Here is a 23828-nt window from a genome sequence, read left to right as displayed (position 1 = left end):
GGGGTCGGGGCGTCGGGCCGGGGTCAGGCCGCGGCGGGGCGGACCCGGGCGATCAGGGCCGTCAACTCGTCGAGCTCCCGCGGGGTCAGATCGGTGAGCGGGGCGCGGACCGGGCCCGCCGGGTGACCCGTGGCGGTCATGCCGGCCTTGACGATGCTGACCGCGTAGCCGGCCTGCCGGTTGCGGATCTCGGTGTAGGGCAGCACGAACTCGGCCAGCATGCGGGTGACGTCGGCCTGCCGCAGTTCGCGTACGGCCGTGTAGAAGTCGAGGGCGAACTCCGGCAGGAAGTTGAAGATCGCCGACGAGTACGTGGTCACGCCGAGCTGGAGGTAGGGCAGCGCGTAGGTCTCGGCGGTGGGCAGGCCGCCGATGTAGGTGAGGCGGTCGCCGAGCCGGGCGTGGATGCGGGTGACGGTGTCGATGTCGCCGACGCCGTCCTTGTAGCCGATGAGGTTCGGGCAGCTGTCGGCGAGGCGGGCGACGGTCTCGGCCGCGTACACGGCGTTGGCGCGGCTGTAGATGATCACGCCGAGGGACGTGGCGCGGCAGACCGCCTCGACGTGCCGGGCCAGGCCCTCCTGTCCCGCCTCGGTGAGGTAGGGCGGGAAGAGCAGGATGCCGTCGGCGCCGGATCGCTCCGCGGCGACGGCCAGTTCGACGGCGGTGGCGGTGCCGTAACCGGCCGGGGCGAGGATGGGAGTGCCCTCCGGTGCGCTCTGCACGGCGGCCGTGACGACCCGGTCCACCTCGGCCGGCGTCAGCGAGAAGAACTCGCCGGTGCCGCCCGCGGCGAAGAGCCCCGCGGCGTCGTACTTGCCCAGGCGGGCGATGTTCTCGCGGTAGGCGTCCTCGTCGAAGGACAGGTCGGCGGCGAAGTGCGTCACGGGGAACGACAGCAGTCCGGAGCCGATGCGGCGGCCGAGTTCTGCCGGGGTGTAGCGCGTCATGGGGTGCTGCTCCTGGTGGCTGGGGCGCGGAGTGACTGGGGCGCGGAAGTCGGACGGGGGAGTGCGGGATGCGGGGGCCCTGGGCCGTGTCTTCGAACTCCCGGCGTCGCCGGGAGGGCGGCTTCGCGCCCGCCGCGGAGCGGCTGATGTCACCGTTGGTGCGTGCTCTGGGGCCCTCCACGGCCGGAGGCCGGGGAGGGTGCGGGGGCAGCCCCTCGTAGCCGGAGCTGCTTGGCTCTTCGCCCGGTGCGGCGGGTGGGGGCACCTCCCACGCCCTTGAGGCAGTGGGGGAGCGTGCCGGACGTCGTGAAGCAGGCGGGAGTTTGAAGACACGGCCCAGGTGATCAGGGCCGGTGCCCGGTCTCGTGCGTGGCGACCGTCCAGGCGCGGGCCCGGTCGCTGAGGGTGAAGCCGAGTCCGGGGCGGGACGAGACGTGCATGCGGCCGTCGCGGATCTCGAGCCGCTCCTCGAACAGCGGCTTCAGCCAGTCGAAGTGCTCGACCCACGGCTCGATCGGGTAGGCGGCCGCGAGGTGGAGGTGGATCTCCATCGCGAAGTGCGGCGCGAGCTGCAACTGGTGGTGCTCGGCGAGCGCGGCGAGCTTGAGGAACTGGGTGATGCCGCCGATACGGGGCGCGTCGGGCTGGATGACGTCGGCGGCGTCGTGCCGGATCAGCTCCACGTGCTCGGCGACGCTCGCCAGCATCTCCCCGGTGGCGACGGGCGTGTCCAGGGAGGCGGCGAGCGCCGCGTGCCCCTTCGCGTCGTACGCGTCGAGCGGTTCCTCGATCCACACGAGGCCGAACTCCTCCAGGGCGCGGCCCATCCGCTGCGCCGTCGGGCGGTCCCACTGCTGGTTGGCGTCGACCATGAGCGGCACGTCGTCGCCGACGTGCTCGCGCAGCGCCGTCAGACGGGCGAGGTCGTACTTTCCGTCCGGGTGACCGACCTTGATCTTGATGCCGCCGATGCCGCTGGCGAGGGAGGCGGTGGCGTTGTCGAGGACCTGCTCGGTGGGGGTGTGCAGGAAGCCGCCGGAGGTGTTGTAGCAGCGCACCGAGTCCCGGTGGGCGCCCAGGAGTTTGGCGAGCGGCAGCCCGGCCCGCTTGGCCTTCAGGTCCCACAGGGCGACGTCGAACGCGGCGATCGCCTGCGTGGCCAGACCGCTGCGCCCGACCGAGGCGCCCGCCCAGACGAGCTTCGTCCAGATCCGGCCGATGTCGCTCGGGTCCTCGCCGATGAGCTGGTCGGCGATCTCCTTGGCGTGGGCGAACTGGCCGGGGCCCCCGGCCCGCTTGGAGTAGCTGAACCCGACGCCCTCATGGCCCTGTTCGGTCAAGATCTCGACGAACAGGAAGGCCACCTCGGTCATCGGCTTCTGCCGGCCGGTGAACACCTTCGCGTCGCTGATCGGGGTCGCCAGCGGCAACGTGACCGAGGACAGGCGCAGCCAGGCGACGCGGTCGAGCGTGGCCTCGCCCGCGGTCCGGAAGCTGCCGGGTGTCGTGTTCGTCGTGGTCGCCACATCGTGTCCCTGGGTAGGCGGGGAGGGGGATCGGCCCGGCAGGACGGTGGCACCGCCGGGCCCGACGCCTTCGAAGCTAGGCCCGCGATTGATTTACGTCCAACATAAGTTTTGGATGTCACGATCCAAGAACAGCATGACGGAATTGGTGCCTCCGCATGGCAGAGTCGTGGCCGGACCCGCCGACAGGCCGACGAGGGAGCACGCGCTTGTTCACCCTGACCCAGCTGACGTGCTTCATGGCCGTGGCGGAAGAACTGCACTTCACCCGGGCCGCCGAGCGCCTGCGCATGACCCAGCCGCCGCTGAGCCGGCAGATCCAGCTCCTGGAGCACGAGCTCGGCGTACGGCTCCTGGACCGGACGAACCGGACCGTGCGCCTCACCCCGGCCGGCCGGTCCTTCCTCGGCGAGGCCCGCCGCATCGTCCGCCAGGCCGAGCACGCCGCGCTCGCCGTGCGGCAGGTCTCCTCGGGCGAGACCGGCTCCATCGCCGTCGGATTCACCGCCGCCGGCGCCTACGCCGCCCTCGGAGAACTCCTCGCCACCTCGCGCGGCGCCCTGCCCGAGGTCGAGATCCTCCTCCACGAGCTGGTCACCCGCGACCAGTTGGAGGCCCTCGGCGAGGGCTCCCTCGACCTCGGGCTCATCCGGCCGTCCGCGATCGGCGCGGACCTGACCTCCCGCACCGCCGTCCGCGAAGGACTCGTCGCGGCGCTCCCCGTCGACCACCCGCTGGCGGCGGGCGACGGGCCGCTCGAACTGGCCGCCTTCGACGGCCAGGAGTTCCTCATGTACTCCTCCGTCGAGGCCCGCTACTTCCACGAGCTGCTGCTCACCACGTTCCACACGGCGGGCGTGCGCCCCGTCTTCGTCCAGTACCTCAGCCAGGTCCACAGCATGCTGGCCCTGGTCAACTCCGGCTGGGGCGTGGCGCTCGTCCCCGAGGCGGCCACGAACATGCGGTACGCCGGGGTCGCCTACCGGCCGCTGGACCTGCCCGACGATCCCCGCCCGGTCGAGCTGGACCTCGTATGGCGCAAGGACAACGACAACCCGGCACTCGCCGCCCTGCTGCGCCTCCTCTGACCGCGCGGCCTTACGATCGCGCACATGTCGATCACCTCACCCATACCCGTCCTCCACAACTCCGGTGGTTCCACGCTCCGTTACGAGGACGAGGCACTCGTCCTGCGCCGCTCCGACGAGGAGGTGCGGATCCCGCTCCCCGCCGTCGCACGGATCCACGCCGAAGGGCGCGCCGTCGCCGTCGAACTCACCGCTCCCACGGGAACAGCGCCCGCCGTGCACCGCCTGGACGACGTGAGCGAGGCCGCCGCGGCGCTCTTCGCCGAAGCGGTCACCGCGGTCCTGCCCGAGCGCGCGGCCGGGGCGGACCCCGTCGACGGCTCGGCGCTGGTCGTCGTGCGGGCCCTGACCGAGAGCCCGGACGAGGAACGAAGACGCAGAGCCAAGCGCAGGACGCGCATCGGCATCGCCACGGTCGGTTCCGTCTTCCTCGCCCTCGCACTCGCCGTCGGCATCCACGGCCAGCCGATCGTCGCGCTCCTCACCCTGCTGGTCGGGCCGGTCGGCGCGGCGAGCCTCGCCTACGCGTGGATGGGCGCGGAGGACCTCTACCTCCAGTGGTACCTGCCGCGCCGGGGCATCACGGTCCAGGCCCGGCGGGTCGGACAGTCACGCATCATGGGCGGCACGTTCCAGACGTACGTCTACACGGACCTGCACGGAGAGAGCCGGACCGTGCACCATCGCGGCGGCGGCGCGACCGTCGAGGTCGCCTACCACCCGGACAAGCCGCACATCGTGCGGATCCCCGAGTCGCGCGGACAGAAGGCCGGATCCGTGGCCGTGACCGTGTTCCTGATCCTCTTCGGCCTCGTCGTCGAACTCGCCACCGTCTACCTGCTGTACGCGGCCTTCGTCGACGGATACCCGGGCTACGGCCCGTCCTGACCGTCCCCGGTGACGGCCTTCAACGACAGCGAGACCTGCCCGGACCCCGGCTCGGCGACGATCACCTCGGCCGTGACCCGCAGTCCGGGCTCGACGACCTCGCAGGGATGGGAGACCGGCGACCAGGACAGGTTCGGGATCCGGATCAGGCCCGTGCACGCCCCTTCGGGTTCACCGTCGATGTGGACGAACGCCCCGAAGGCGGCCACCGCCGCCACGGTCCCGGTGACCCTCTGTCCGGGCTCCAGCCCGAGCAGAAAGTCCCGCAGAGCCGGATTCTCGCCCGCCCGGGCCGCGGGTACGGGCCGCTGCCCGTCGGCGAGTTCGGCCCGCAGCCGGGCATAGGGATCGGACGCGTCCATGCCCCGACGCTAACGCACCTGTGCGGGCCTCAGCGCTTGATGCCCACGCCCGCCCACAGGCTGATCTGCGCGTCCGAGGGCTCCGTGCCGTCGGCGGGCGCCGTGGGGCGCCAGCGGTGGCAGCAGACGATGCCGGGCTCGACGAGGTCGAGCCCGTCGAAGAAGCGCAGCACGTCGTCGTGCTTGCGGAACTGCACCGGCGACCCGGACTTCGTGTAGACCTCCGCCACCTTGTTCCACGTCTCGGGGTCGAAGTCGGGCGTGCAGTGGTTCATGGCGAGCGCGCTGCCCGCCGGGAGCGGGTCGAGCAGCCGGCGCACGATGGCGTACGGGTCGTGCGGGTCGGTGATGAAGTGCATCAGCGCGTTGAGCGAGAGGGCGATCGGCTGGTCGAAGTCCAGCACCTCGGCGTCCTGCACCGCGTTCAACAGCGCGTCCGGGTCCCGGACATCGGCCTCGACGTACGCCGTGCGGCCCTGCGTCGTGCTGCGCATGAGGCGCTCGGCGTACTTGAGGACCAGCGGGTCGTTGTCCGCGTACACGACCCGGGCCTCCGGCACGACGGACTGGGCGACCTGGTGCAGATTGGGCTCGGTGGGGATGCCGGTGCCGACGTCCAGCCACTGCCGGATGCCGTGCTCCTGGGCCAGGACCCTGGTGGCCCGGTGCATGAACGCCCGGTTCTCCCGCGCCGTCACGTACAGACCCGGGTGGGCCTGCGCGGCGACGAGGGCCGCTTCCTTGTCGATCTCGAAGTGGTCCTTGCCGCCGAGGAAGTAGTCGTACATCCGGGCCGAGTGCGCCTTGCTGGTGTCGAGATCCCGGCCGGCCTGCCTGGTGCTCATGTGCTCCCCTTCACGTGTGTCTGCGTCGGCATGTCCGCCGGCTGTCTGTCGGCCCGTGGGCCAGGGGGCGCGACCGGTGCCGTCGCCCCGCGTGCCCGCCGGTTCACCCGGCGGTCAGGTGATCGGCCAGACCCTCCTTGACCCCGCGCACGAACGCGGCGATCTCCTCCGGCGCGTAGATCAGCGCGGGCCCGGCGGGGTCGGTCGACTGCCGTACGGCCACCCGGCCGTCGGCGAGCAGCTTCGTCTCGACGCACTGACCGCCGTTCGGCCCGCTCCAGGGGCGCTCCCAGCCCTGCTCCCCGAGGTCGCGGGCCGGCATCCCGTTGTAGACGCCCTCGTCGGTGATCGTCATGAGTACTCCTTGCGCATGCGGTTCAGGAGCGCCTTGCTGTCCTCCGACGACGTCTTCAGCGCCATGCGGGAGTGCGCCTCGAGATGGGCGACGACGTCGACGCGCTGGTCCAGGTACACGGACGCGGACAGCAGCTCGCTGTAGACGATGTCGGGCAGCTCGGGTTCCTCGAACCGGAAATACGTGAACGGGGCACACGCCCCGACATGGGCGCCCGCGGCGAAGGGCACGATGTCGAGGCTGATGTGCGCGAGCTCGGACGCCTCCAGGAGCCAGTCGATCTGCTCGCGCATCACATCCGGTCCGCCCACCACCCGGTGCAGGACCGCTTCCTCCATGACCACCCACAGCGTGGGCGCGTCGGGCTTCTCCAGCAGACTCTGGCGGCGCAGCCGCAGCTCCACGCGCCGGTCGAGGTCCTCCTCGCTGCCGTTCGGCAGGCCGCCGCGCAGCACCGCGCGCGCGTAGTCGGCGGTCTGCAGCAGGCCGGTGACGTACTGGGGTTCGTAGGTGCGCAGCGTCTTGGCGCCGGTCTCCAGACTGACGTAGGCGGTGAACCAGCTGGGGACGGCGTCGCGGTAGGAGTGCCACCAGCCCGGCTCGTTGGCCTGCTCGGCCAGGTCGACGAACTCCTCGATCTCCTGGCGGCCCGCGCCGTACGTCTCGAGGAGCTTCTCCATGTAGAGAGGTTTGAGAGCGACCTCGGCCTTCTCCAGCCGACGGATCGTCAGGGACTTCACGCGCAGAGCCCTGGCCGCGTCGTCCAGCGAGGCGCCGGCGGCCAGCCGCATGTCCTGCAGCCTGCGGCCGAGGATCATGCGCAGAACCGTCGGCGCGCTGGTGCCGGACCGGGCTTCACTCACGCCCAACCTCCTGAAGGATCATCAATATCGCCATTCTGGCAGTGACTTGAAGGCGACGCCAGGGTGATACCCGCGCTGCTGAAATTATCAGGGAGTCGGTTGCAGCCTGAACGTGATCACGCGCATAGTGGCCATGTGAGCGGTCGAGTCACAGCTTCGACGCGGCATCCGGCCCCGAGGGGCCGCCCGATGCCGATGCCGTCGTCCGCGCCCCGGCGCAGGGGGTCCGGCCCGGCACGCACCGCTCACCGCGCGAGCCGCGGCCCGCGTCCCCACACCGCGCCCGCCCCTCGGACGGCACTGGAAGGCGACCCCCGTGCATCTGCCCACGCCCTCGGCCCCGGCCCCCGCCTTAGCGACGAGCACGCAGCCCCGGCCCCGGGAGTACTGGTTCGGCCTGCCCGCCCTGCGCACCAGCGCGCGATCGGCCCGCGACACCGTGCGCGACCGGCTCCGTGCCTGGGAGGTGCCCGGCGACACGTGCTGCGACGCGGTGCTCCTGGTCTCCGAGCTGACGACGAACGCGGTGCTGCACACCGACGGCGGCCGGGTCCTGTGCGGCCTCACGCTGACCGGCGACGAGGGGCGCCTGCGCATCGAACTGCACGACGAGGGCCCCGTACCGGTCCCTCCGACAGCGCACCGCGCGGGGCCCGGCGAGGAGAACGGGCGGGGACTGTTCCTCGTCCAGCAGCTCGCGGACCGCTGGGGCTCGGCGCGCTCGACGCGGGCCGAAGGCAAGGTCGTCTGGGCGGAGTTGACGGCCCACCTCTGACAGCCCGCCCACCCCTGAAAGCCCGCCCAACCCTGACCACCGCAAGGCCCCGCCGCGTCCCCTTCGCGCGGTGGGGCGCCCCCTCCCCCCGACCGACCGGCAGAAGGCGCCCATGACCCCCCACAGCGACACCGCTTCCCGACCCGTCGTGCTGTACGTGTGTGCCGACCGGACCCCGGGCCTGCCGGGACCGGCCACGCAGTGCGCGCGGACCGAAGGCCACGCGTTCGCCCGGGAGCGCGGTATGACGATCGCCGAGGTCGTCACCGACACCTACGGCGAGCCCGACCCGGCCCGGCGCACCGGCTGGCGCCGGGTGAAGCAGCTCGTGCAGACGGGCGACGTCACCGCGGTCCTGGTCCGCTGGCCCAGCGCCATCGCGCCGGAGTCCGCGCACGAACTCCGGCACCGGGAGACCGACTGGCTCCGCGACCACGGAGTCCGTCTCCGCTACACGTGGGGACCCCTGTCGGCGCGGACCGGCGAGGCCTGCTGACGCCGGCCCCGCCCGTCCCCTCGCCGTGTCACGTCACTTCGAGGCCGGCGCCTCCGGGGTCAGCACGACGAAGTCCGCACGGGACGGGTCGAGACACACGGCCAGCCGGCCCACGCCCGGGGCGTCGTCCGGGCCCATCTGGACACTGCCGCCGTGCCCGGTCACCTGCGCGACCGTGGCGTCGCAGTCGACGACGTCGAACACCGGGTGCCAGTACGGACGTCCGTCCGCGAGCGCGAGGTGCTCCGCGGGGAGCTCCATGAGGCCGCCCTGCATACGCTCCGGGGGCAGGCCCGCGGGCGTGATGAGGGTGTACGTGCCGCCGCCGCCCGGCAGCTCCATGTCGGAGAACTGCCAGCCGAAAACGGTGCCGTAGAACTCCTGGGCGCCCTTGGCGTCGGTCGTGTAGAGCTCCGTCCAGGACAGCGATCCGGGCGCGCCGACCCGGCCGACGCCCGTGTCCGTGCCGGGCTGCCAGGCGGCGAACTGCCCGCCCAGCGGATCGCTGTACTGGGCCATGCGACCCCACTCGCCGAGGTCCCTCGGCGGGACGCGCACGGTGCCTCCGGCACGCTCCACGGCCTCGGTCGTCGCGTCCGCGTCGGTGACGGTGTAGTAGATCATCCAGGCGGGACGGGCGCCCTGCTCGGTGAGCTTGCCCAGACCGGCGACGATCTCCCCGTCCTTGCGGAACATCCCGCCTTCCATGTCCTCCCCGCCGCCGCTCATGGGCTCGTACTCCCAGCCGAGCGTGGCGCGGTAGAAGGCCGCCGCGGCCGGCACGTCGGGCGCACCGAGGTCGAGCCAGCAGGGCGTGCCGGGGGCGAAATCGGTGGTGATCATGGGCCTTTCCTTTCGCAGATGCCGTACGGGGCCCAGCCTGCCACCGGCGACCGACACCCGCCCCTCGGCCGTGCCCCCGACGGGCGTCCGCGCAGGTGAGCCGTGGTCGGGAGCATGCCAGCTGGTGCGAGCCGGACGGGCGCGGTGTAGTCAGGAGTCATGCCACAGCGATCCGAGGGGCTCCGAGGGCCGGCGCGGGCGAGCCGTTCGCTGGTCGTCGTGCCGATCGCGTGGATCGTCGCGGTCGTCGTGATCGACGTCCTCGCGCCGCCCGACGTACACCTCGGGCCGCTCCTGGTCGCGGCACCGGCGATCACCCCGTCGTTCGGCGGCCCCCGGACCGTGGGAGCCGTGGCCGCGCTGGCGGTGCTCGCGCAGGCGCTCATCGGAGTGCTGCGTGACCCCGACACACTGTTCTCGGCCAATCACCAGGCGCAGATCATCGCCCTGGCCCTGGTGGGGATCTGCCTCGTGGTCTTCTGCGTCGTGCGGGACCGCAGGGCGGAGGAGCTGATGCGGGTGCGGTCCGTGTCCGAGGCCGCCCAGCGCGGTGTGCTGCCGCCGCTGCCCAGCCGCATCGGGCCCCTGCGCGTCGCCTCGCGCTATCTCGCGGCGGAGGCCGAGGCGCAGATCGGCGGAGATCTGTACGCGGCGGCTCGGACCACCTCCGGTACGCGGCTGATGGTCGGTGACGTACGGGGCAAGGGACTCACCGCGGTGAGCGACGCCGCGCTGCTGCTCGGGGCGTTCCGCGGCGCGGCCCATCGCCAGGCGGGCCTCGGGGAGTTGGTGGCCTATCTGGACCGGAGCGTGTGCTGGGACCTGATGGAGCCCGGCGAGACGCTCCGCCCCGGGGAAACCTTCATCACCGCCGTCTTCCTCGACATCCCCGACGACGGAGGCGCCGTCCAGATGATCTCCTGCGGGCACCCGCCGCCGATCGTCCTGCGCGACGGCCGGCCCACGAGCATGGACGCCTCCCGGCCCGCGCCCCCGCTGGGCCTGGGCGAGATGACGCAGGCCCGCTACCGCGTCGACAGCTTCCCCTTCGAGCCGGGCGAGCTCCTGCTGCTCTACACCGACGGCGTGACGGAGGCCCGCGAGCCCGGCGGCCCCTTCTATCCGCTCACCGAGCGCGTCACCGGCTGGGCCGAGAAGGACCCCGACCGGTTCCTGCACCGCCTGCGCGGCGATCTGCTGCGGTATGTGGGCGGGCACCTCGACGACGACGCCGCCATGATCGCGATCGGGCGGCCCGTCGAGCCCGGGGCGAACTGAGGCCGCCCGGCCCCGCCCGGGGAACCCGAAGAAACGCGGGTGCGCGCCGTGAGCCGGATTCCTATCCTCGGCGGATGAAGCCGCCCGAGTATCCGCCCAAGCCCGTGCCCGGCGACCGCGTCGCGGTCGTCTCCCCGTCCTCCGGTCTCCCGGGCGCCCTCCCGCTCCCGTACGAGCTCGGTCTCGAACGGCTGCGTACGGAGTTCGGCCTGGAGCCCGTCGAGTACCCGGCGACCCGGAAGCTGGACGCCACGCCGCAGCAGCGCGCCGAGGACCTCCATGCCGCGTTCGCGGACCCGACCGTCAAGGCGGTGGTGGCCAGCATCGGCGGCGACGACCAGCTCACCGTGCTCCCGTACCTCGACCGTGAGCTGATCCGTGCCCACCCGAAGCCGTTCTTCGGCTTCAGCGACAACACCAACCTGCTGCTGTTCCTGCGGAACCTGGGCATCGTCGGCTATCACGGCGGCTGCGTGATGACCGAGTTCGGCCGCCCGCACAGCCTCCACCCGCTGACCGCCGACTCCCTGCGCGCCGCCCTGTTCACGCACGGCCCCTACGAACTCCGGCCCGCCGAGCGCTACCGCGACACCGACCGCGACTGGGCGGACCCCGCCACCTTCGAGGCGGAGCCGGACTCGGAGCCGGCCGGCGGCTGGATCTGGCACCGCCCCGAGCGCACGGTCGAGGGCCGCGCCTGGGGCGGCAACCTGGAGATCCTCTCCTGGCTCCTGATGGCCGACCGCGAGATCGCACGGGACGTGTCCGCCTACGAGGGCGACGTGCTGTTCCTGGAGACGTCCGAGGAGCTGCCGCGCGCCGAGGAGGTCCACCGGATCCTGCGCAGCATGGGCGAGCGCGGCCTGCTGGCCCGCTTCCCCGCCCTCCTGATGGGCCGCGCCAAGTCCTGGTCCTTCGAGCACCCGAACGACCTTCAGGCCCGACGCCACTACGCCGACCAGCAGCGCGAGGCGGTCCTCCGCGCCCTGGCCACGTACGCCCCGCACACGATGGCGGTCTTCGACGTGGACCTGGGCCACACGGACCCCCAACTGATCATCCCCTACGGGGGTTCGGTCCGCGTAGACGGCCCGGCCCGACGCATCACCGTGACGTACTGATCCGGCCGCCCCGCTCAGAAGGGCACGCTCAGCCCCGCGTCGCGCAGGCCGGGCGGAAGGCTGGGTGCTGCGCTGCGCGGCATGAGGGCCGTGCTGGGCGTCCGGCGACGGACTGATCCGCTCCCCGGTCAGGGCATCGGGACGACCGCGACCGGGGCGGTGCTGTGGTGGACGACCGTGTGGATGACGTGGCCCAGGCGTGGGCCGACGGGGAGTTTGCGGGGGCGGTGGCCCACGATCACCAGCTCCGCGTCCTGGGACGAGTCCTCCAGGCGGTCGCCGGCGGGGCCCTCGACGGCGCCGGCGGTGGCCTCCACGTCCGGGAACCGTTCGAGCCAGGGCGCCAGTCGCTCGTCGAGGCTGCCGAGCGCTCCGATCCGCTCCTTCTCGCCCGTCTTCGGATCCATGACGCCGCCGTATCCGTAGAAGGTGGGCAGCGGCCGGCTGTACAGGAACCGGATCGGGGCGTTGCGGCGGGCAGCCTCCGTGAAGGCGAAGGCCAGCAGGGGGTCGCAGGAGTGCTCGATGTCGACGCCCACGACGATCCCGCCGGAGGCGGCGGCCCGGTCGGCCTCCCGCGCCCGCACCAGGACGACCGGATGCCGGGCGGTGCCGAGGACCGAGAGCGCGACCGAGCCGGAGACGAAACCGTGCACGGTCCCGAGCCCGCGCGAGCCGAGCACCAGCAGGTCCGTCTCGTCCGCCGCCGTCGTGAGCTCGGCCGCCGGCCGGCCGTGCAGCCGTTCGGTGAGCACCTCGAGGTCCGGGTGCTCCTGCCGTGCGCGCTCCGCCTCGTCCCGGAGGAGGGCGTCGATCCGCTCGGCGTGCTCCCGGTCGTCCTCGGTCGGTGCCTCGTCCTTGCGCTCCACCACATGGGCGAGCCGCAGCGGCACCTCGCGCAGCACGGCCTCGCGGGCCGCCCAGCGGGCGGCGGCGACACTCTCGGGGGAGCCGTCCAGCCCCACCGTGACCTGGGCAGTCATGACTACCTCCACAAAGCCGGCCGTTTCACTCCTTCCAGGTTCGTACAGCGGGCTCAGCCGCGCAGCAGCACGGGCTTGCGGGCGAGGAAGGTGGCGTAGGTCCGGTCGGCGCCCTCGGCGGGTTCCTCCACCAGGCGCGCGGTGAGGGCGAGGCCGGCCCCGGTCAGGAGTCCGGCGATCCGGTCCGGGGGCAGCAGGTAGGACGCGTAGGAGACCGGATGACCGCCGTACGCCTGGGTGGGCCGCAGGCGCCGGCCGTCCCCGACGTGCCCGGCGAGCATCAGACAGCCGCCGGGCGCGAGCGTCCGGTGGAACTCGCCGAACACGAGCGGCAGCGACTCCGGTGGCGTGTGGTGCGTCGAGTAGTACGCGAGGATGCCGCCGAGCGCGTCGTCCCGGATCGGCAGCGAGGTCATCGAGCCGACGCCGAACCACAGGTCCGGGTGGGCGGCGCGGGCCAGCCCGGCCATGGCGGGGGAGAGGTCGATGCCGAACACCGGCACGTTCCGCTCCGCGAGATGGGCCGTGACCCTGCCGGGCCCGCACCCCAGGTCCCCGACGGGCCCGAGCCCCGCCGTGCGCGTCGTCTCGGCGAAGACGTCGAGCATCCCGCGCGACAGCGGATCGAGCTCCGCCGGGGTCTTGACCCGCTCGACGTAGGCGGAGGCGACCCGGTCGTACGACTCCTGGACGGCGGCGAGATGGGAGAGGTCGGGCATGCCGGGGACTCTGGTCACCGGGACCACGCCGGTCCCGGTGTTTCAGCAGGCGATCGGCGGCGCTCCGGTCGCGGCGAGGGACAGGTCCCAGAGGCGGGCGGCCTGGTCGGGGTCGACGGCGTACGCGCGCACGCCTCCGTCGTCCATCGGGGAGCCGGGGGCGGAGACCGGGGCGATGTCGCAGTCCTCCAGGTAGAGCCCGCCCCGGCCGTCGAGGAGCGGGGACGTGGCGGCCCACAGCCCGGTCGCGGCGCCCTGGGAGGCGGTCTTGAAGCCGGCTCCGATCACCTTGCCGTCCGCGTCGACCCAGCCGCGCTCGATCTGCGACCGGAGCGTCATCTCGCGCTGGAGCCCCGTGATGATCTTGCCGGGGTGGAGCGCGAACGCCCGGACGCCGTCGCCCCGCCCGAGGGCGTCGAGGTGCACGGCGAACAGGGAGTTGGCCGTCTTGGCCTGCCCGTACGCCAGCCACTTGTCGTAGCCGGTGCGGAAGTGCGGATCGTGCCAGCGGATGCCGGTCAGGGTGTGCCCGGCCGAACTGTTCACGACGACCCGCGCCCCGTCCGCGGCGGCGAGCAGCGGGTACAGCGCGCAAGTGAGGGCGAAGTGCCCGAGGTGATTGGCGGTGAACTGGCTCTCCCAGCCGGGCCCGACGCGCCGTTCCGGGGTGGCCATGACCCCGGCGACGGCCATGAGCAGGTCGAGCCGGGTGACGGCGCCGCCGATGTGCGCGGCGGCGGCGCGGACGCTGTCGAGGTCGGTCAGATCCATGGGGAGGACCTCGGCGCCCCCGCCGTCGCGCAGTGCGGCGCGGGCGACGTCGGGGCGGCGGGCGGGAACGAGGACGCGGGCCCCCGCGGCGGTCAGGGCCCGGGTGGTCGCCAGGCCGAGCCCGGAGTAGCCCCCGGTCACCACGGCGGTCCGGCCGGACAGATCACGGCCGGTCAGGATGTCCTCGGCGGTCGTGGCGGCGGAGAAGGGCGTGCGGAGCGGCTGCTGTTGATCAACGGTCATGCGGGCGACGCTACGATCTGGAGCGAGGTCTAGATCAAGTCCGGGAGGGTGCGCGGCATGACGGCCCAGGAGAGTGCCGAGCGGTCCCTGAGCATCGGCGAGGTCGCCGAGCGCACCGGACTGAGCGTGCACGCGCTGCGCTTCTACGAGCGCGAGGGACTGCTCGTCGGCCCGGTCGGGCGCACGTCCGGCGGCAGGCGGCGCTACGCGTCCACGGACGTCGACTGGCTGCTCGTCTGCGTCAAGCTCCGCGAGTCCGGCATGCCGCTGGCCGACCTCAAGCACTTCGCCGAACTGGTGCGCCGGGGACCGGGCAACGAGGCGGAACGGCTGAGTCTGCTCGACGCCCACCGGCGGCGCGTCGACGCGCAGATCCGGGCCCTGGAGGAGTGCCGCTCCGTGATCGCCTGGAAGGTCGGCGTGTACGCCGAGCATCTCGAGCGCGGCGAGGCCGGCGGCCTGTGGGACCCGACGGTCTGACACGCCGCACGGTGCGCCGACCGTCCGTCAGTCGTGCGGGGCCTGCCCGCTGACACGGTGGTCGGCGTGGCTGAGCGCCTCCGTCACCAGTCGCCTCAAGTGCCCGTCGGTGAGCCGGTAATGGACGTGCCGGCCCTCGCGGCGGGTCTCGACGAGGCCCGCCAGGCGCAGCTTGGCCAGGTGCTGGCTCACGGCCGTGCGCGACACGGCGCACCGCTCGGTCAGCGTGCTCACGTCCGCCTCGTCCAGCGCGAGGAGCCACAGCAGGTGCAGCCGCGTCGCGTCCGACAGCAGCGCGAACACACGCGTCGCCTCGGTGAGCCGGGCGGCGTCGGGCTCACGCAGATGCGTATCGGCCGCAGCTGGGACTGCTTCGCGTTCGGGCATGCCGCAACCCTAGATCCCGGCGCCTTCATATGCCCATAACCATCATGTGCGCAGATGCGCACATGATGGTTATGCTGAGGGGCCGCCGACGCCCGGGGAGCCGCCGCATGCTGTCCGTCCTGCGTGATCGCACCTACCGTCACCTGTTCGCCGCCCAGGTCGTCGCCCTCACCGGCACCGGCCTCGCGACGGTGGCGCTGAGCCTGCTCGCGTACGACATCGCGGGCGGCGGCGCCGGCGGGGTCCTCGGCACCGCGCTCGCGATCAAGATGGTGGCCTACGTGTTCATCGCCCCGGCGGTCGGCGCGTTCGCCGGCCGGCTGCCGCGCCGGACGCTGCTGGTGGGCGCCGACCTGACACGGGCGGCGGTCGCCCTGTGCCTGCCCCTCGTCGACCAGGTCTGGCAGGTCTACGTCCTGATCTTCCTGCTTCAGTCCGCCTCGGCCGCGTTCACCCCGGTCTTCCAGGCGGCGATCCCGGACGTGCTGCCCGCGGAGCGCGACTACACCCGGGCCCTGTCGCTGTCCCGGCTCGCCTACGACCTGGAGAGCCTGTTCAGCCCCGCCCTCGCGGGGCTGCTGCTGACCCTGGTGACGTACAACTGGCTGTTCACCGGCACCGTGCTGGGCTTCCTGGCCTCGGCCGCCCTGGTCGTCTCCGTCGCCCTGCCGAAGCCGACCGCAGGCCCGTCCGACGGTCCCGCCCGAGCGAAGGCCGCCGCCGGCACCCGCCTCTTCCTCCGCCTCCCGTGCCTGCGCTCGCTGCTCGCGCTCAACCTGGCCGTGGCCTGCGCGAGCGCCCTGGTGACCGTGAACTCCGTGGTGTACGTGAAAGGCGTCTTCGGCCTGTCCGCCGGATCCCTGTCCCTCGCCCTGGGCTGCTACGGAGCCGGGTCGATGACCGTCGCGCTGGTCCTGCCGCGTGTGCTGGAGCGGGTGCCGGACCGGCGGGTGATGCTCGGCGGCGCCCTGCTGCTGACGGTCGCCTTCGTGGGGGTCGGTGCCGTCACGGCCGGGCGGGACGGGAGTTGGCGGTGGCCCGCCCTGCTCGTGACGTGGGCGGTGTTCGGCGCGGCGTGCTCGATGGTGCTCACCCCGACCGGCCGTCTGATCCGGCGCTCGGCACCCCCGGCGGAACGGACGGCGGCGTTCGCGGCCCAGTTCTCGCTGTCCCACGCGTGCTGGCTGCTCACCTACCCGCTGGCCGGTCTGCTCGGGGCCGCGGCCGGACTCGGCTGGGCCGTCGCCGCGCTCGGCGCCCTCGCGGCGGGCGCGGGCGCGGCGGCGGTACGGCTGTGGCCCGCGTCGGCGGAGCGGCAGCCCTCGGCGGCCGGGCGCGACGAGCACCCGGCGGCGGTGCGGGACGAGCGCCCGGTCGTCGACGTCGAGCACGAGCACCACGACCTCGCGCCCGGCCACCCCCACCTGCTCGACGCCCGTGCGGTGAGGTCCGGTTGGCGCCACAGTCACCGCGTCCTGGCCGACGACCTGCACGCGCACACCTGAGCGACGTCTGCGCCCGAGTGCACCGGCGATCCGCGGCCGCCGTGCGACCCGGTCGCGCCGTCCGAGGTGCGCGCCCGCGCCCGCCGGGTTCTCCTGACGACACCGGGCGACCGCGGCACCGGCCGCGGGGCCGCCCCGTGACGAAGGTGCGCATGTCGGCCGTTCCGGGTGACGCCTGGAGCGGTGGCGCGACGCACGCGACAATGAGGACAGGGCCTCGATCCGGGTGAAGAGGTGTCGGCCCATGGGAGACGTACGCCGACGGCTGAGGTGGTGGGGGCGCGGTCCCCTCACGCGTGACTGCGATGTGTTCGAGGGCTGGGTCGTCCTCGTGGCCTGGATCGTCGCCGTACTGGGCGGCCTCCTGGCCGGGGTGGTGGCGGGCACGGCGACGGAGGCCTCGCTCAGCAGGCAGCGGGCGGAGCGCCTCCAGCTCTCCGCCGTCGTGGTCAAGGAGGCCCCGCGTGCGCAGGTGATGCAGCCGGGCGGCGGCGCCGGCCGCGGCGCCACCGTGCGCTGGACCGCCCCCGACGGCATCGAGCACACCGGCACCGCGAAGGTCGCGGCCGGCACCGTCGCGGGCACGCACGTCACCGTGTGGACGGACCGGGAGGGCGACCGCCTGTCGCCGCCGGTGAACCCGGCCGAGTCCCTGTTCGGCGGAGCCATGGCCGGGATACTGGCCGCGGGCGGCACGGTCGTCGTCGTGGGCGCCGGCACGAAGGGCGTGCGCCTGCTCGTGGAGCGCCGGCGTCTGGCCGGCTGGGACGAGGAATGGGTCCAGGCCGACGCGCGGTGGCGCCGCACGGCGGGCTGACGGGACGGGACCCGTAGGCGCACGCAGACGCACGTAGGCGCAGGTCAGATAACGTGGCGCGCGCGAAATCGTGGTGCGCCGCAGGGGTGGCCGTGAAAGGGTTCCCGCATGCCGATCGTCGCCGTGTCCCCCGAGGTGTCCCTCGCCTACGAGTCCTTCGGGGACCCCGGAGACCCGCCGGTCCTGCTCGTGATGGGCTTCGGGGCGCAGCTGCTGGCCTGGCACGAGGACTTCTGCCGCGAGCTGGCCGCACGCGGCCGCCACGTGATCCGGTACGACAACCGTGACTGCGGCCTGTCCACCAGATTCGCGGACCACCCGGTCGACATGGGCGCGTTCATCGCCGCCGTGAGCTCCGGAGACCTTCCCGCCGCGCTCGCGATGATCCCCTACCGGCTGTCCGACATGGCCGCCGACGGCCTGGGCCTGCTCACCGCGCTCGGTGTCGAGCGCGCCCACGTGGTCGGCGCCTCGATGGGCGGAATGATCGCCCAGACGATGGCCCTCGCCGCCCCCGAGCGGGTGCTGACCCTCACGTCGATGATGTCCTCGACCGGCGAGAGCGAGTACGGCCGGCCCAGCCCTGAGGCCCAGGCGGTGCTGTTCACCCCGAAGCCCACTGAGCGCGAGGCGTACGTCGCGGCGGCCGAGCGTGAACTGGTGTGGGCCTCCCGGCGCTACGGCGACGCGGCCGCGCTGCGCGAACTGGCCGCCGCGAGCTACGACCGCGCCCACTACCCCCAGGGGATCGGACGCCAGCTCGGCGCCATGATCCTCAGCGGTTCCCGCGCGGACGCGCTGCGTGACCTGCGCACACCCACTCTGGTGATCCACGGGCTGGACGACACGCTGATCGACCCCAGCGGCGGCCGACGCACCGCGGAGCTCGTCCCCGGCGCCGAGCTCCTCCTGATCCCGGACATGGGCCACGACCGCCCCCGGGAGCTCTGGCCCCGCCTCGTCGACGCCCTGGCGGCCCACACCGGCTGAAGGCGCTGCCGGGAGGCCCGGGTCCGTACCCTCAGCCGGCGGATTCCCGTTTCTCCCGGTCGTAGCCGTCGCGGTGCTGGAGGACCTCCTCCATGTTCCCCTCCGCCCACGCCTTGATGCCCCGCATGACTCCCTGGAGCGACCGGCCGAGACCGGTCAGCTCATAGGTGACGGTGACGGGCACCGTGGGCGTCACGGTCCGGGTCACCATCCCGTCGCGCTCGAGCGAGCGCAGCGTCTGCGTCAGCATCTTCTGGCTCACGCCCGAGATCCGGCGGGACAGCTCGGAGAACCGCATCGGCCGGGGTGCGTCGCCGGAGGCGGCGCCCGGCAGCGGGCCGTCCCCGCCCAGCGCGGCGAGCACGAGGGCGACCCACTTGTCGGAGATACGCTCCAGGAGCTGACGGCTCGGACAGGCCGCGAGGAACGCGTCGTACTCGGCCTTGGCCACGGCCCGCCGCTGGGACGCGGTGCTGGTCGGCATGGCTCGTCTCCTCCGCTCGGTGACTTAGGCACTTCGAGGTGCCTACTTCCCGCTGGAGAGCGGGTGCCCCCATGGTGGTGCTGCAAGCGGGGGACGGCAAGACCGCCCACGGCACGACCGCCAAGGGCCAGACCACCCCATGAGGCCTCTCCGAAGGAGTAGTTGACGATGCATCAGACAATGTCGCGGCGCGCGGTGGTACGCGTTCCGGCCGGGCCCGCATCGATCGAGACCGTCGAGGTCCCGGTGGCCGAACCGGGTCCCGCGGAGATCCGCGTCAAGATCGCCGCCGCGGCGGTCAACCCGGTCGACCTGGGGGTGGCCGGCGGCGTCTTCCACCGGCTCGGCATGGTCCACCAGCCGGACCACACCGGCCTCGGCTGGGACTTCGCCGGCACGGTCGACGCCGCCGGAGCCGACGCCGGACTGGAGGTCGGCGCCCGGGTCGCCGGGTTCGTCGACGGCTTCGACCGCGACCACGGATCCCACGCCGAGCACCTCGTGGTCCCGGTCGCGAACGTCGCCGTCGTTCCGGACCCCACGGACCTGGTCGAGGCGGCGACGGTACCGCTCAACGCCACCGCGGCGGCCCAGCTCGTCGACCTCCTCGGTGAGGCGCCGGGCGCGGCGCGGCGCCTGCTGGTCACCGGCGCGGCCGGCGCGGTGGGCGCGTACGTCGCCGTCCTCGCGCGGGACCGCGGCTGGCAGGTGACCGGCATGGCCCGCGCTGCCGACGAACCGTTCGTCCGGGGCCTCGGCGCCGACTTCACCACCGAGCCCGGGGAGGGCTGGGACGCCGTGGCCGACGCCGGAGCCCTCCAGGAGGACGCCCTGAAGGCGGTGCGGGACGGAGGCCGCTTCATCGGAGTGCAGCCGGCCGCGCGGCTCCCCGAGATGCGCGGCATCACCGTCGACGTCGTGTTCGCCCGCCCCGACGGCGCGCTGCTCGCCGGACTGCTCGCCCGGGTGGCGACGGGAGAACTGCCCGCGCGCGTCCACGCCGTCACCCCGCTCGACGAAGCGGCTGCCGCGTACCGGGCGATGGCCGAGGGCGGCGTCCGCGGCCGGATCGTCCTCGTCCCCTGACGGCGCGACGCCGCCTCGCGGTTCGAGCCGCGGCCACGGGGTACCCGCCGCCGCGGCACGACCGCTCACGGGAAGCTGGTGGACCCCATGAACATCGCGCGCGTCCTGATGGTCGCACCGGTACGGGACATCGACGCCGCGGTCGCCTGGTACGAGCGGCTGCTGGGGCGCCCGGCGGACACCCGGCCCATGCCGTCCCTGGCCGACTGGCACCTCACCCCGAACGGATGGCTCCAGGTCTTCCAGGACCTCGGGCACGCCGGCTCGACCCTGCTCGACCTCGAGGTGCCCGACCTGGACAAGGCCCTGGCCGGACTCGCCGACCGGGGCCTGACGGCGGGACCCGTACGGACCGGCGGGGTGCGCACCCGGTTCGCCGCCCTGGACGACCCCGACGGCAACCGGGTCACGCTGCTGGAGAACCCGGTGACGTGACCCCGCCGTCCGTACCGGGAGCGGGCCCCCGGAGCGTCAGCGGATCTGATCCGGCGTCACCGTCAGCCACCGCTTGTCCGCCGTCACCTTCTGCCCCAGCTCCTTCTGCCGCTGCGCACCCGCGGCCTTCATCGCGTCGATCTCCTTCATGTACTTGTCCTTGCGGTTGACCCAGACGCGGACGCCGCCGTGCTCGACGTCCGTCGAACGGAAGAGCATCGGGCCGTCGCTCTTCGGGGTGTCACCGGCGGCCAGGATCGGCTTCTGCCAGGGGTCGACGTACGTGGAGATCGCGGCGGGCTTGCCCTCGTACCAGGTGGCGGGGGCCCAGAGCGTCGACGTCAGTTCGCGGTCGGCGAGCTTCGCCGGGTCGAAGGTGCCGGCGGCGATCTCCTTGCGGGAGCTGGTGACTTCGCCCGTCCTGCGGTCCTTGAGAAGGGCGGAGACCCCGAGCACGTTCTCGGGGCGCACCCCGTAGCCGTACTTGGGGTCGGCGAGCACCATGCGGACGAGGTCCTCGCTCGCGGCGCTGACCACGTACACCCGGATGCCGTGTCTGCTCAGCGAGCGGTAGAGCTCCCGCATGCCGGTGGAGAGCTGCGGCGGCTTCACACCGTCGGGCAGCGGCCCTTCGTAGGCCAGCAACTCGTCGACGTAGCCCTTGAGTTGCTTCAGCGTGAAGCCGGAGAAGATCTGCGCGGCCCACGGGTAGGACACCTGGTCGTCGATGTCGCACAGCCGGGCGTAGTACTCGGTCAGGGTCTCCTTGTGCGTGGCCGTGTCCTTGAAGGGGACGATCTTCAGGGTCGGGTCCATGGTGTCGCGCGTGAGGACACCCTTCATCTCCAGGAACGGGAGCAGCGATTCCTCGAGGTCGTTGCGGTACGAGGTGTTGTCCGCGTCGAAGACCGCGTAGGCGCCCTCGTGGTCGTGCGCGGTGATGACTTTGGCGAGCTTGTCCGCCACGGGCGCCGGCCAGTGCGACAACTCCGCGGCCACCGACCGCTGTCGGGACCCGGCCGTCGTCGCTCCCGGGTCCGGCCACAGGGCGCCCGCCGCGATCACCACCCCGGTCAGGGCCAGGGCGGCGCCGAGCGGGACGAGCTTCTTGTGCGTCGGATGTATGTCCACGCCGCGCAACCATAGTTGCGCATGGGGACGACTCAGGGTGTGGGGGAGGAGCCGAGGGCCTTCACGAAGGTGGTGAGGGCCGCGGCGAAGTCGATCCGGGGGTCGTCGGTCGCGAGGCGCCGCAGTTCGAGCCCGTCGACGAGTCCGGTGAGCAGCGGCGCCACCCGCTCGGCGTCGGGGACACCGATGGCCTTGAGCGCGGCGGCCGCCACCCGGTCGTACGCGGCGTAGCAGCGGGCGGCCGCCTCACGCAGGCCCTCGTTGCGCGTGGCGTGGAGGTACAGCTCGAGCTGGGCGGTCTGGGCGTGCCGTGACGGACGGGTCTCGATGGCGTCGCGCGCGTGGGCCAGCGCCTCGTCGACGCTCAGCGTGGCGCCCTCGAGCTGCGCGGCGATCACCGAGAGCCGGTCGAGCTCCTCGTCCACGAAAGCCTGGAGGGCCTCGCCGAGCAACTGCTCCTGCGAGGCGAAGTGATAGGTCAGCGTCCCGAGCGACACGTTCGCCGCTTTCGCCACGATCCGGTTGGTCAGGCTGCCGATCCCGCGCTCGCCGATGAGCTCCAGCGTCGCGGTGAGGATGCGGGTGCGGACGTCGGCGCTCAATGGGTGCTCCTGGGTGCTCGTACAGCGGCAGAAGCGGTCGAACCGCCGCGCGCTCGACAGCGTACCGATCCGGTGGCGCAAAAATTCCGCTTCTCGTTCGTTCGAACGAACGAGAAGCGTGCTACGGTCCCCGGCATCGAACACGTCGAGTGAGGTGCTTCACATGCACGTGCACCGCAGATCCGCCGCGTCGGCACACGGTCGCGGCCCCGCCCCGGCATCGGTTCCGCCGGCCGGGCGCACCCGTCCGGCGTCGTTCACCGGTACCGACAGCTCGTTCCAGCTCCGCTGAGATCCGCCGGAGGGCGCGGACGGGACCGCGCGTCGTCCCGGACCGGCACCGCTCCATGTTCTGCCCGCTGCACGTACTCACCTCGAGGAGAAGCACGCATGAACGCCGCGAGCACCGCCGCCCGGTCCACGGGCCACGACAGGCGCCGCCGTCTGCGGGGCGTCACCCTGGCCGCCGTCCTGGCCGCCGGGGTCGTCATGCCCGTCTCGGCCGGCACCGCCGAGGCCACGCCCGCCCCCGGTCTGCGGGACGTGATGTTCGTCGGGAACAACTGGGACGGCACCGCCGACGTCATCGAGCCCGGCGGCGACTACGCCAGGATCGGCCGGATCGACGTCGTCCCCGACAAGGCCAAGCGGCTCGCCGCCATCTACCTCAACCCCATCAACCTCGCCGTCTACCTGGGGATCCGGGCGACCGCGGGAGAGGGGCACGAGCAGCTCGTCGACGACCTGTACTCCACCCCCGACGGCCGCTCCCTGGTCGCCTCACGGCCCAGCTTCGGCGACGTCGTCTCCATCGACGTGACCACCGGCAAGGTCAACTGGCGGTTCGCGGTCGCGGGTTACCGCTCCGATCACATGGCCGTCTCCCCGGACGGCACCAAGGTCGCGGTCTCCGCCTCGCTCGGCAAGGTCGTGTACGTCCTGGACATCGAGACCGGGCGGCAACTGGGCAAGTTCGCCGCCGGCGACAAGCCGCACGAGAACGTGTGGACCGAGGGCGGCAAGTACATCTGGAACATGTCCATAGGCAACGTCGAGACCGCCCTCGACGACCCGCTCATGGACTGGACCAAGGGCGACCGTCACATCACCGTCGTCGACGCGAACACGTTCGAGGTCGTCCGGACCATCGACATGCGCGCACGCCTGGACGCCTTCGGCCGCAAGGACCTGTCCAACGCCGTCCGCCCGGCCGTGTTCAGCCCCGACTTCTCCAAGCTCTACTTCCAGGTCTCCTACTTCAACGGCTTCCTGGAGTACGACGTCGCCACCGACAGGATCACCCGGGTCAGGACCCTGCCCAAGAACCCGGCCACCAGCGACGACCGCACCAAGTTCGTCAACGACTCGCGCCACCACGGCATGTCCATGAATCCCTCCGGCAGCAAGCTGTGCATCGCCGGAACGATGGACGACTACGCGACCGTCGTCGACCGGAAGACCCTCCAGGAAGGCCCGCTCGTCCCCGTGTCCAAGCCCTACTGGGCGACCGTCAGCGGCGACGGCCGCGACTGCGTGGTCTCCGAGAGCGGCGCCGACCAGGTCACCGCCATCGACTTCGCCACCGGCCGGAAGGTCGCCTCCGTGCCGGTCGGGGACCACCCCCAGCGGGTGCGCGCGGCCCGGATCCCCGCCGACTGGACCGGCCCCACGGGCTGATCCGGAACCGACCCCCTGGGCGCGGGACGCGACGCCGTCCCGCGCCCCCCCCCAACCAAGCACCCATAAAGTCCCCCCCCACCCCTTTGTACGTTACCACCCATGCCGCGTAATGGTGCAACTGGGCC

27 protein-coding genes are annotated in these 23828 nt (G+C 72.7%); 13 read left to right on the top strand and 14 right to left on the bottom strand.

The window, feature by feature from the left end; all coding sequences use genetic code 11:
- Positions 1-23 precede the first annotated feature (23 nt).
- On the bottom strand, positions 24-950 hold the full coding sequence (kdgD, locus tag ACIBTU_RS18055) for a 5-dehydro-4-deoxyglucarate dehydratase (protein ID WP_399127218.1): 927 nt from the start codon (positions 948-950) through the stop codon (positions 24-26).
- Positions 951-1294: 344 nt separating this feature from the next.
- Positions 1295-2476 carry a mandelate racemase/muconate lactonizing enzyme family protein gene (locus tag ACIBTU_RS18050; protein WP_399127217.1) on the bottom strand — a complete coding sequence of 394 codons (1182 nt, stop codon included), beginning with the start codon at positions 2474-2476 and terminating at the stop codon, positions 1295-1297.
- A gap of 209 nt (positions 2477-2685) precedes the next feature.
- On the opposite strand from ACIBTU_RS18050, the gene ACIBTU_RS18045 reads away from it, so the two are divergent.
- Positions 2686-3564: a LysR substrate-binding domain-containing protein gene (locus ACIBTU_RS18045; protein WP_399127216.1), complete on the top strand. Its 879-nt coding sequence runs from the start codon at positions 2686-2688 to the stop codon at positions 3562-3564.
- 24 nt (positions 3565-3588) lie between these two features.
- Positions 3589-4452 (top strand): hypothetical protein, encoded by an 864-nt coding sequence (locus ACIBTU_RS18040; RefSeq protein ID WP_399127215.1) that lies wholly within the window; start codon positions 3589-3591, stop codon positions 4450-4452.
- On the opposite strand, the gene ACIBTU_RS18035 is transcribed toward ACIBTU_RS18040, so the two are convergent.
- From ACIBTU_RS18035 to ACIBTU_RS18020, 4 genes are all read right to left on the bottom strand, one after another.
- Positions 4437-4814, bottom strand: a complete 378-nt coding sequence (locus ACIBTU_RS18035) for a S1 RNA-binding domain-containing protein (RefSeq protein ID WP_399127214.1) — start codon at positions 4812-4814, stop codon at positions 4437-4439. The genes ACIBTU_RS18040 and ACIBTU_RS18035 overlap by 16 nt on opposite strands.
- Before the next feature lie 29 nt (positions 4815-4843).
- A complete protein-coding gene (locus ACIBTU_RS18030; RefSeq protein ID WP_399127213.1) occupies positions 4844-5659 on the bottom strand; it encodes an SAM-dependent methyltransferase in 816 nt (271 codons plus the stop codon).
- Between the two features lie 103 nt (positions 5660-5762).
- Complete coding sequence (locus tag ACIBTU_RS18025) at positions 5763-6014, bottom strand: DUF397 domain-containing protein (RefSeq protein WP_188335745.1); 252 nt, start codon at positions 6012-6014, stop codon at positions 5763-5765.
- A complete protein-coding gene (locus ACIBTU_RS18020; RefSeq protein ID WP_399127212.1) occupies positions 6011-6877 on the bottom strand; it encodes a helix-turn-helix domain-containing protein in 867 nt (288 codons plus the stop codon). The genes ACIBTU_RS18025 and ACIBTU_RS18020 overlap by 4 nt, the downstream gene beginning before the upstream one ends.
- A 316-nt stretch (positions 6878-7193) precedes the next feature.
- On the opposite strand from ACIBTU_RS18020, the gene ACIBTU_RS18015 reads away from it, so the two are divergent.
- A complete protein-coding gene (locus ACIBTU_RS18015; RefSeq protein WP_399127211.1) occupies positions 7194-7652 on the top strand; it encodes an ATP-binding protein in 459 nt (152 codons plus the stop codon).
- Positions 7653-7764: 112 nt separating this feature from the next.
- Entirely contained in the window at positions 7765-8148 is a 384-nt protein-coding gene (locus tag ACIBTU_RS18010) for a recombinase family protein (RefSeq protein WP_399127210.1), read from the top strand.
- Positions 8149-8181: 33 nt separating this feature from the next.
- Here ACIBTU_RS18010 and ACIBTU_RS18005 read toward each other — a convergent pair whose 3' ends face one another.
- Positions 8182-8991, bottom strand: a complete 810-nt coding sequence (locus tag ACIBTU_RS18005; protein ID WP_399127209.1) for a VOC family protein — start codon at positions 8989-8991, stop codon at positions 8182-8184.
- A gap of 159 nt (positions 8992-9150) precedes the next feature.
- Between ACIBTU_RS18005 and ACIBTU_RS18000 the strand changes: the two genes are divergently transcribed.
- Together ACIBTU_RS18000 and ACIBTU_RS17995 are read left to right on the top strand one after the other, a co-directional pair.
- On the top strand, positions 9151-10269 hold the full coding sequence (locus ACIBTU_RS18000) for a PP2C family protein-serine/threonine phosphatase (RefSeq protein WP_399127208.1): 1119 nt from the start codon (positions 9151-9153) through the stop codon (positions 10267-10269).
- Between the two features lie 74 nt (positions 10270-10343).
- Positions 10344-11390 carry a S66 peptidase family protein gene (locus tag ACIBTU_RS17995; protein ID WP_399127207.1) on the top strand — a complete coding sequence of 349 codons (1047 nt, stop codon included), beginning with the start codon at positions 10344-10346 and terminating at the stop codon, positions 11388-11390.
- A gap of 128 nt (positions 11391-11518) precedes the next feature.
- On the opposite strand, the gene ACIBTU_RS17990 is transcribed toward ACIBTU_RS17995, so the two are convergent.
- Genes ACIBTU_RS17990 through ACIBTU_RS17980 form a run of 3 tightly spaced genes read right to left on the bottom strand, consistent with a single transcriptional unit; the run spans position 11519 to position 14106 of the window.
- Entirely contained in the window at positions 11519-12373 is an 855-nt protein-coding gene (locus ACIBTU_RS17990) for a universal stress protein (protein ID WP_399127206.1), read from the bottom strand.
- A 53-nt stretch (positions 12374-12426) separates the two neighbouring features.
- Positions 12427-13092, bottom strand: coding sequence for a class I SAM-dependent methyltransferase (locus ACIBTU_RS17985; protein WP_399127205.1), 666 nt, complete (start codon positions 13090-13092; stop codon positions 12427-12429).
- 42 nt (positions 13093-13134) lie between these two features.
- A complete protein-coding gene (locus ACIBTU_RS17980) occupies positions 13135-14106 on the bottom strand; it encodes an SDR family NAD(P)-dependent oxidoreductase (RefSeq protein WP_399127204.1) in 972 nt (323 codons plus the stop codon).
- Positions 14107-14163: 57 nt separating this feature from the next.
- Here ACIBTU_RS17980 and ACIBTU_RS17975 point away from each other — a divergent pair, with 57 nt between their 5' ends.
- Positions 14164-14586 (top strand): MerR family transcriptional regulator, encoded by a 423-nt coding sequence (locus ACIBTU_RS17975; RefSeq protein WP_399127203.1) that lies wholly within the window; start codon positions 14164-14166, stop codon positions 14584-14586.
- A 27-nt stretch (positions 14587-14613) separates the two neighbouring features.
- Here ACIBTU_RS17975 and ACIBTU_RS17970 read toward each other — a convergent pair whose 3' ends face one another.
- Positions 14614-14973, bottom strand: coding sequence for an ArsR/SmtB family transcription factor (locus ACIBTU_RS17970; protein WP_399127202.1), 360 nt, complete (start codon positions 14971-14973; stop codon positions 14614-14616).
- Positions 14974-15080: 107 nt separating this feature from the next.
- On the opposite strand from ACIBTU_RS17970, the gene ACIBTU_RS17965 reads away from it, so the two are divergent.
- The 3 genes from ACIBTU_RS17965 to ACIBTU_RS17955 all read left to right on the top strand — a co-directional run bounded on the left by ACIBTU_RS17965 (position 15081) and on the right by ACIBTU_RS17955 (position 18285).
- The gene (locus ACIBTU_RS17965; protein WP_399127201.1) at positions 15081-16478 is read left to right on the top strand and encodes an MFS transporter; all 1398 of its coding nucleotides are present in this window, start codon (positions 15081-15083) and stop codon (positions 16476-16478) included.
- Between the two features lie 244 nt (positions 16479-16722).
- Entirely contained in the window at positions 16723-17295 is a 573-nt protein-coding gene (locus ACIBTU_RS17960) for a hypothetical protein (RefSeq protein ID WP_399127200.1), read from the top strand.
- 108 nt (positions 17296-17403) lie between these two features.
- On the top strand, positions 17404-18285 hold the full coding sequence (locus tag ACIBTU_RS17955; protein ID WP_399127199.1) for an alpha/beta fold hydrolase: 882 nt from the start codon (positions 17404-17406) through the stop codon (positions 18283-18285).
- Between the two features lie 31 nt (positions 18286-18316).
- Here the strand turns inward: ACIBTU_RS17955 and ACIBTU_RS17950 are convergent, their stop codons facing one another.
- A complete protein-coding gene (locus tag ACIBTU_RS17950) occupies positions 18317-18769 on the bottom strand; it encodes a winged helix-turn-helix transcriptional regulator (RefSeq protein WP_399127198.1) in 453 nt (150 codons plus the stop codon).
- A 168-nt stretch (positions 18770-18937) separates the two neighbouring features.
- On the opposite strand from ACIBTU_RS17950, the gene ACIBTU_RS17945 reads away from it, so the two are divergent.
- Both ACIBTU_RS17945 and ACIBTU_RS17940 read left to right on the top strand, forming a co-directional pair.
- Positions 18938-19855 carry a zinc-binding dehydrogenase gene (locus ACIBTU_RS17945; protein ID WP_399127197.1) on the top strand — a complete coding sequence of 306 codons (918 nt, stop codon included), beginning with the start codon at positions 18938-18940 and terminating at the stop codon, positions 19853-19855.
- A gap of 87 nt (positions 19856-19942) precedes the next feature.
- A complete protein-coding gene (locus ACIBTU_RS17940) occupies positions 19943-20290 on the top strand; it encodes a VOC family protein (RefSeq protein WP_399127196.1) in 348 nt (115 codons plus the stop codon).
- Positions 20291-20326: 36 nt separating this feature from the next.
- Here the strand turns inward: ACIBTU_RS17940 and ACIBTU_RS17935 are convergent, their stop codons facing one another.
- Together ACIBTU_RS17935 and ACIBTU_RS17930 are read right to left on the bottom strand one after the other, a co-directional pair.
- Positions 20327-21421 (bottom strand): haloacid dehalogenase-like hydrolase, encoded by a 1095-nt coding sequence (locus ACIBTU_RS17935; RefSeq protein WP_399127195.1) that lies wholly within the window; start codon positions 21419-21421, stop codon positions 20327-20329.
- Between the two features lie 32 nt (positions 21422-21453).
- The gene (locus tag ACIBTU_RS17930) at positions 21454-22023 is read right to left on the bottom strand and encodes a TetR/AcrR family transcriptional regulator (RefSeq protein WP_399127194.1); all 570 of its coding nucleotides are present in this window, start codon (positions 22021-22023) and stop codon (positions 21454-21456) included.
- Between the two features lie 489 nt (positions 22024-22512).
- On the opposite strand from ACIBTU_RS17930, the gene ACIBTU_RS17925 reads away from it, so the two are divergent.
- On the top strand, positions 22513-23700 hold the full coding sequence (locus ACIBTU_RS17925; protein WP_399127380.1) for a YncE family protein: 1188 nt from the start codon (positions 22513-22515) through the stop codon (positions 23698-23700).
- Positions 23701-23828 lie beyond the last annotated feature (128 nt).

Origin of the sequence: Streptomyces sp. NPDC050145 (assembly GCF_044460245.1) — a bacterium.
GTDB lineage: Bacteria > Actinomycetota > Actinomycetes > Streptomycetales > Streptomycetaceae > Streptomyces.
The sequence above is the reverse complement of the archived record's forward strand: the minus strand, read 5'-3'. Positions and strand labels throughout refer to the sequence as shown.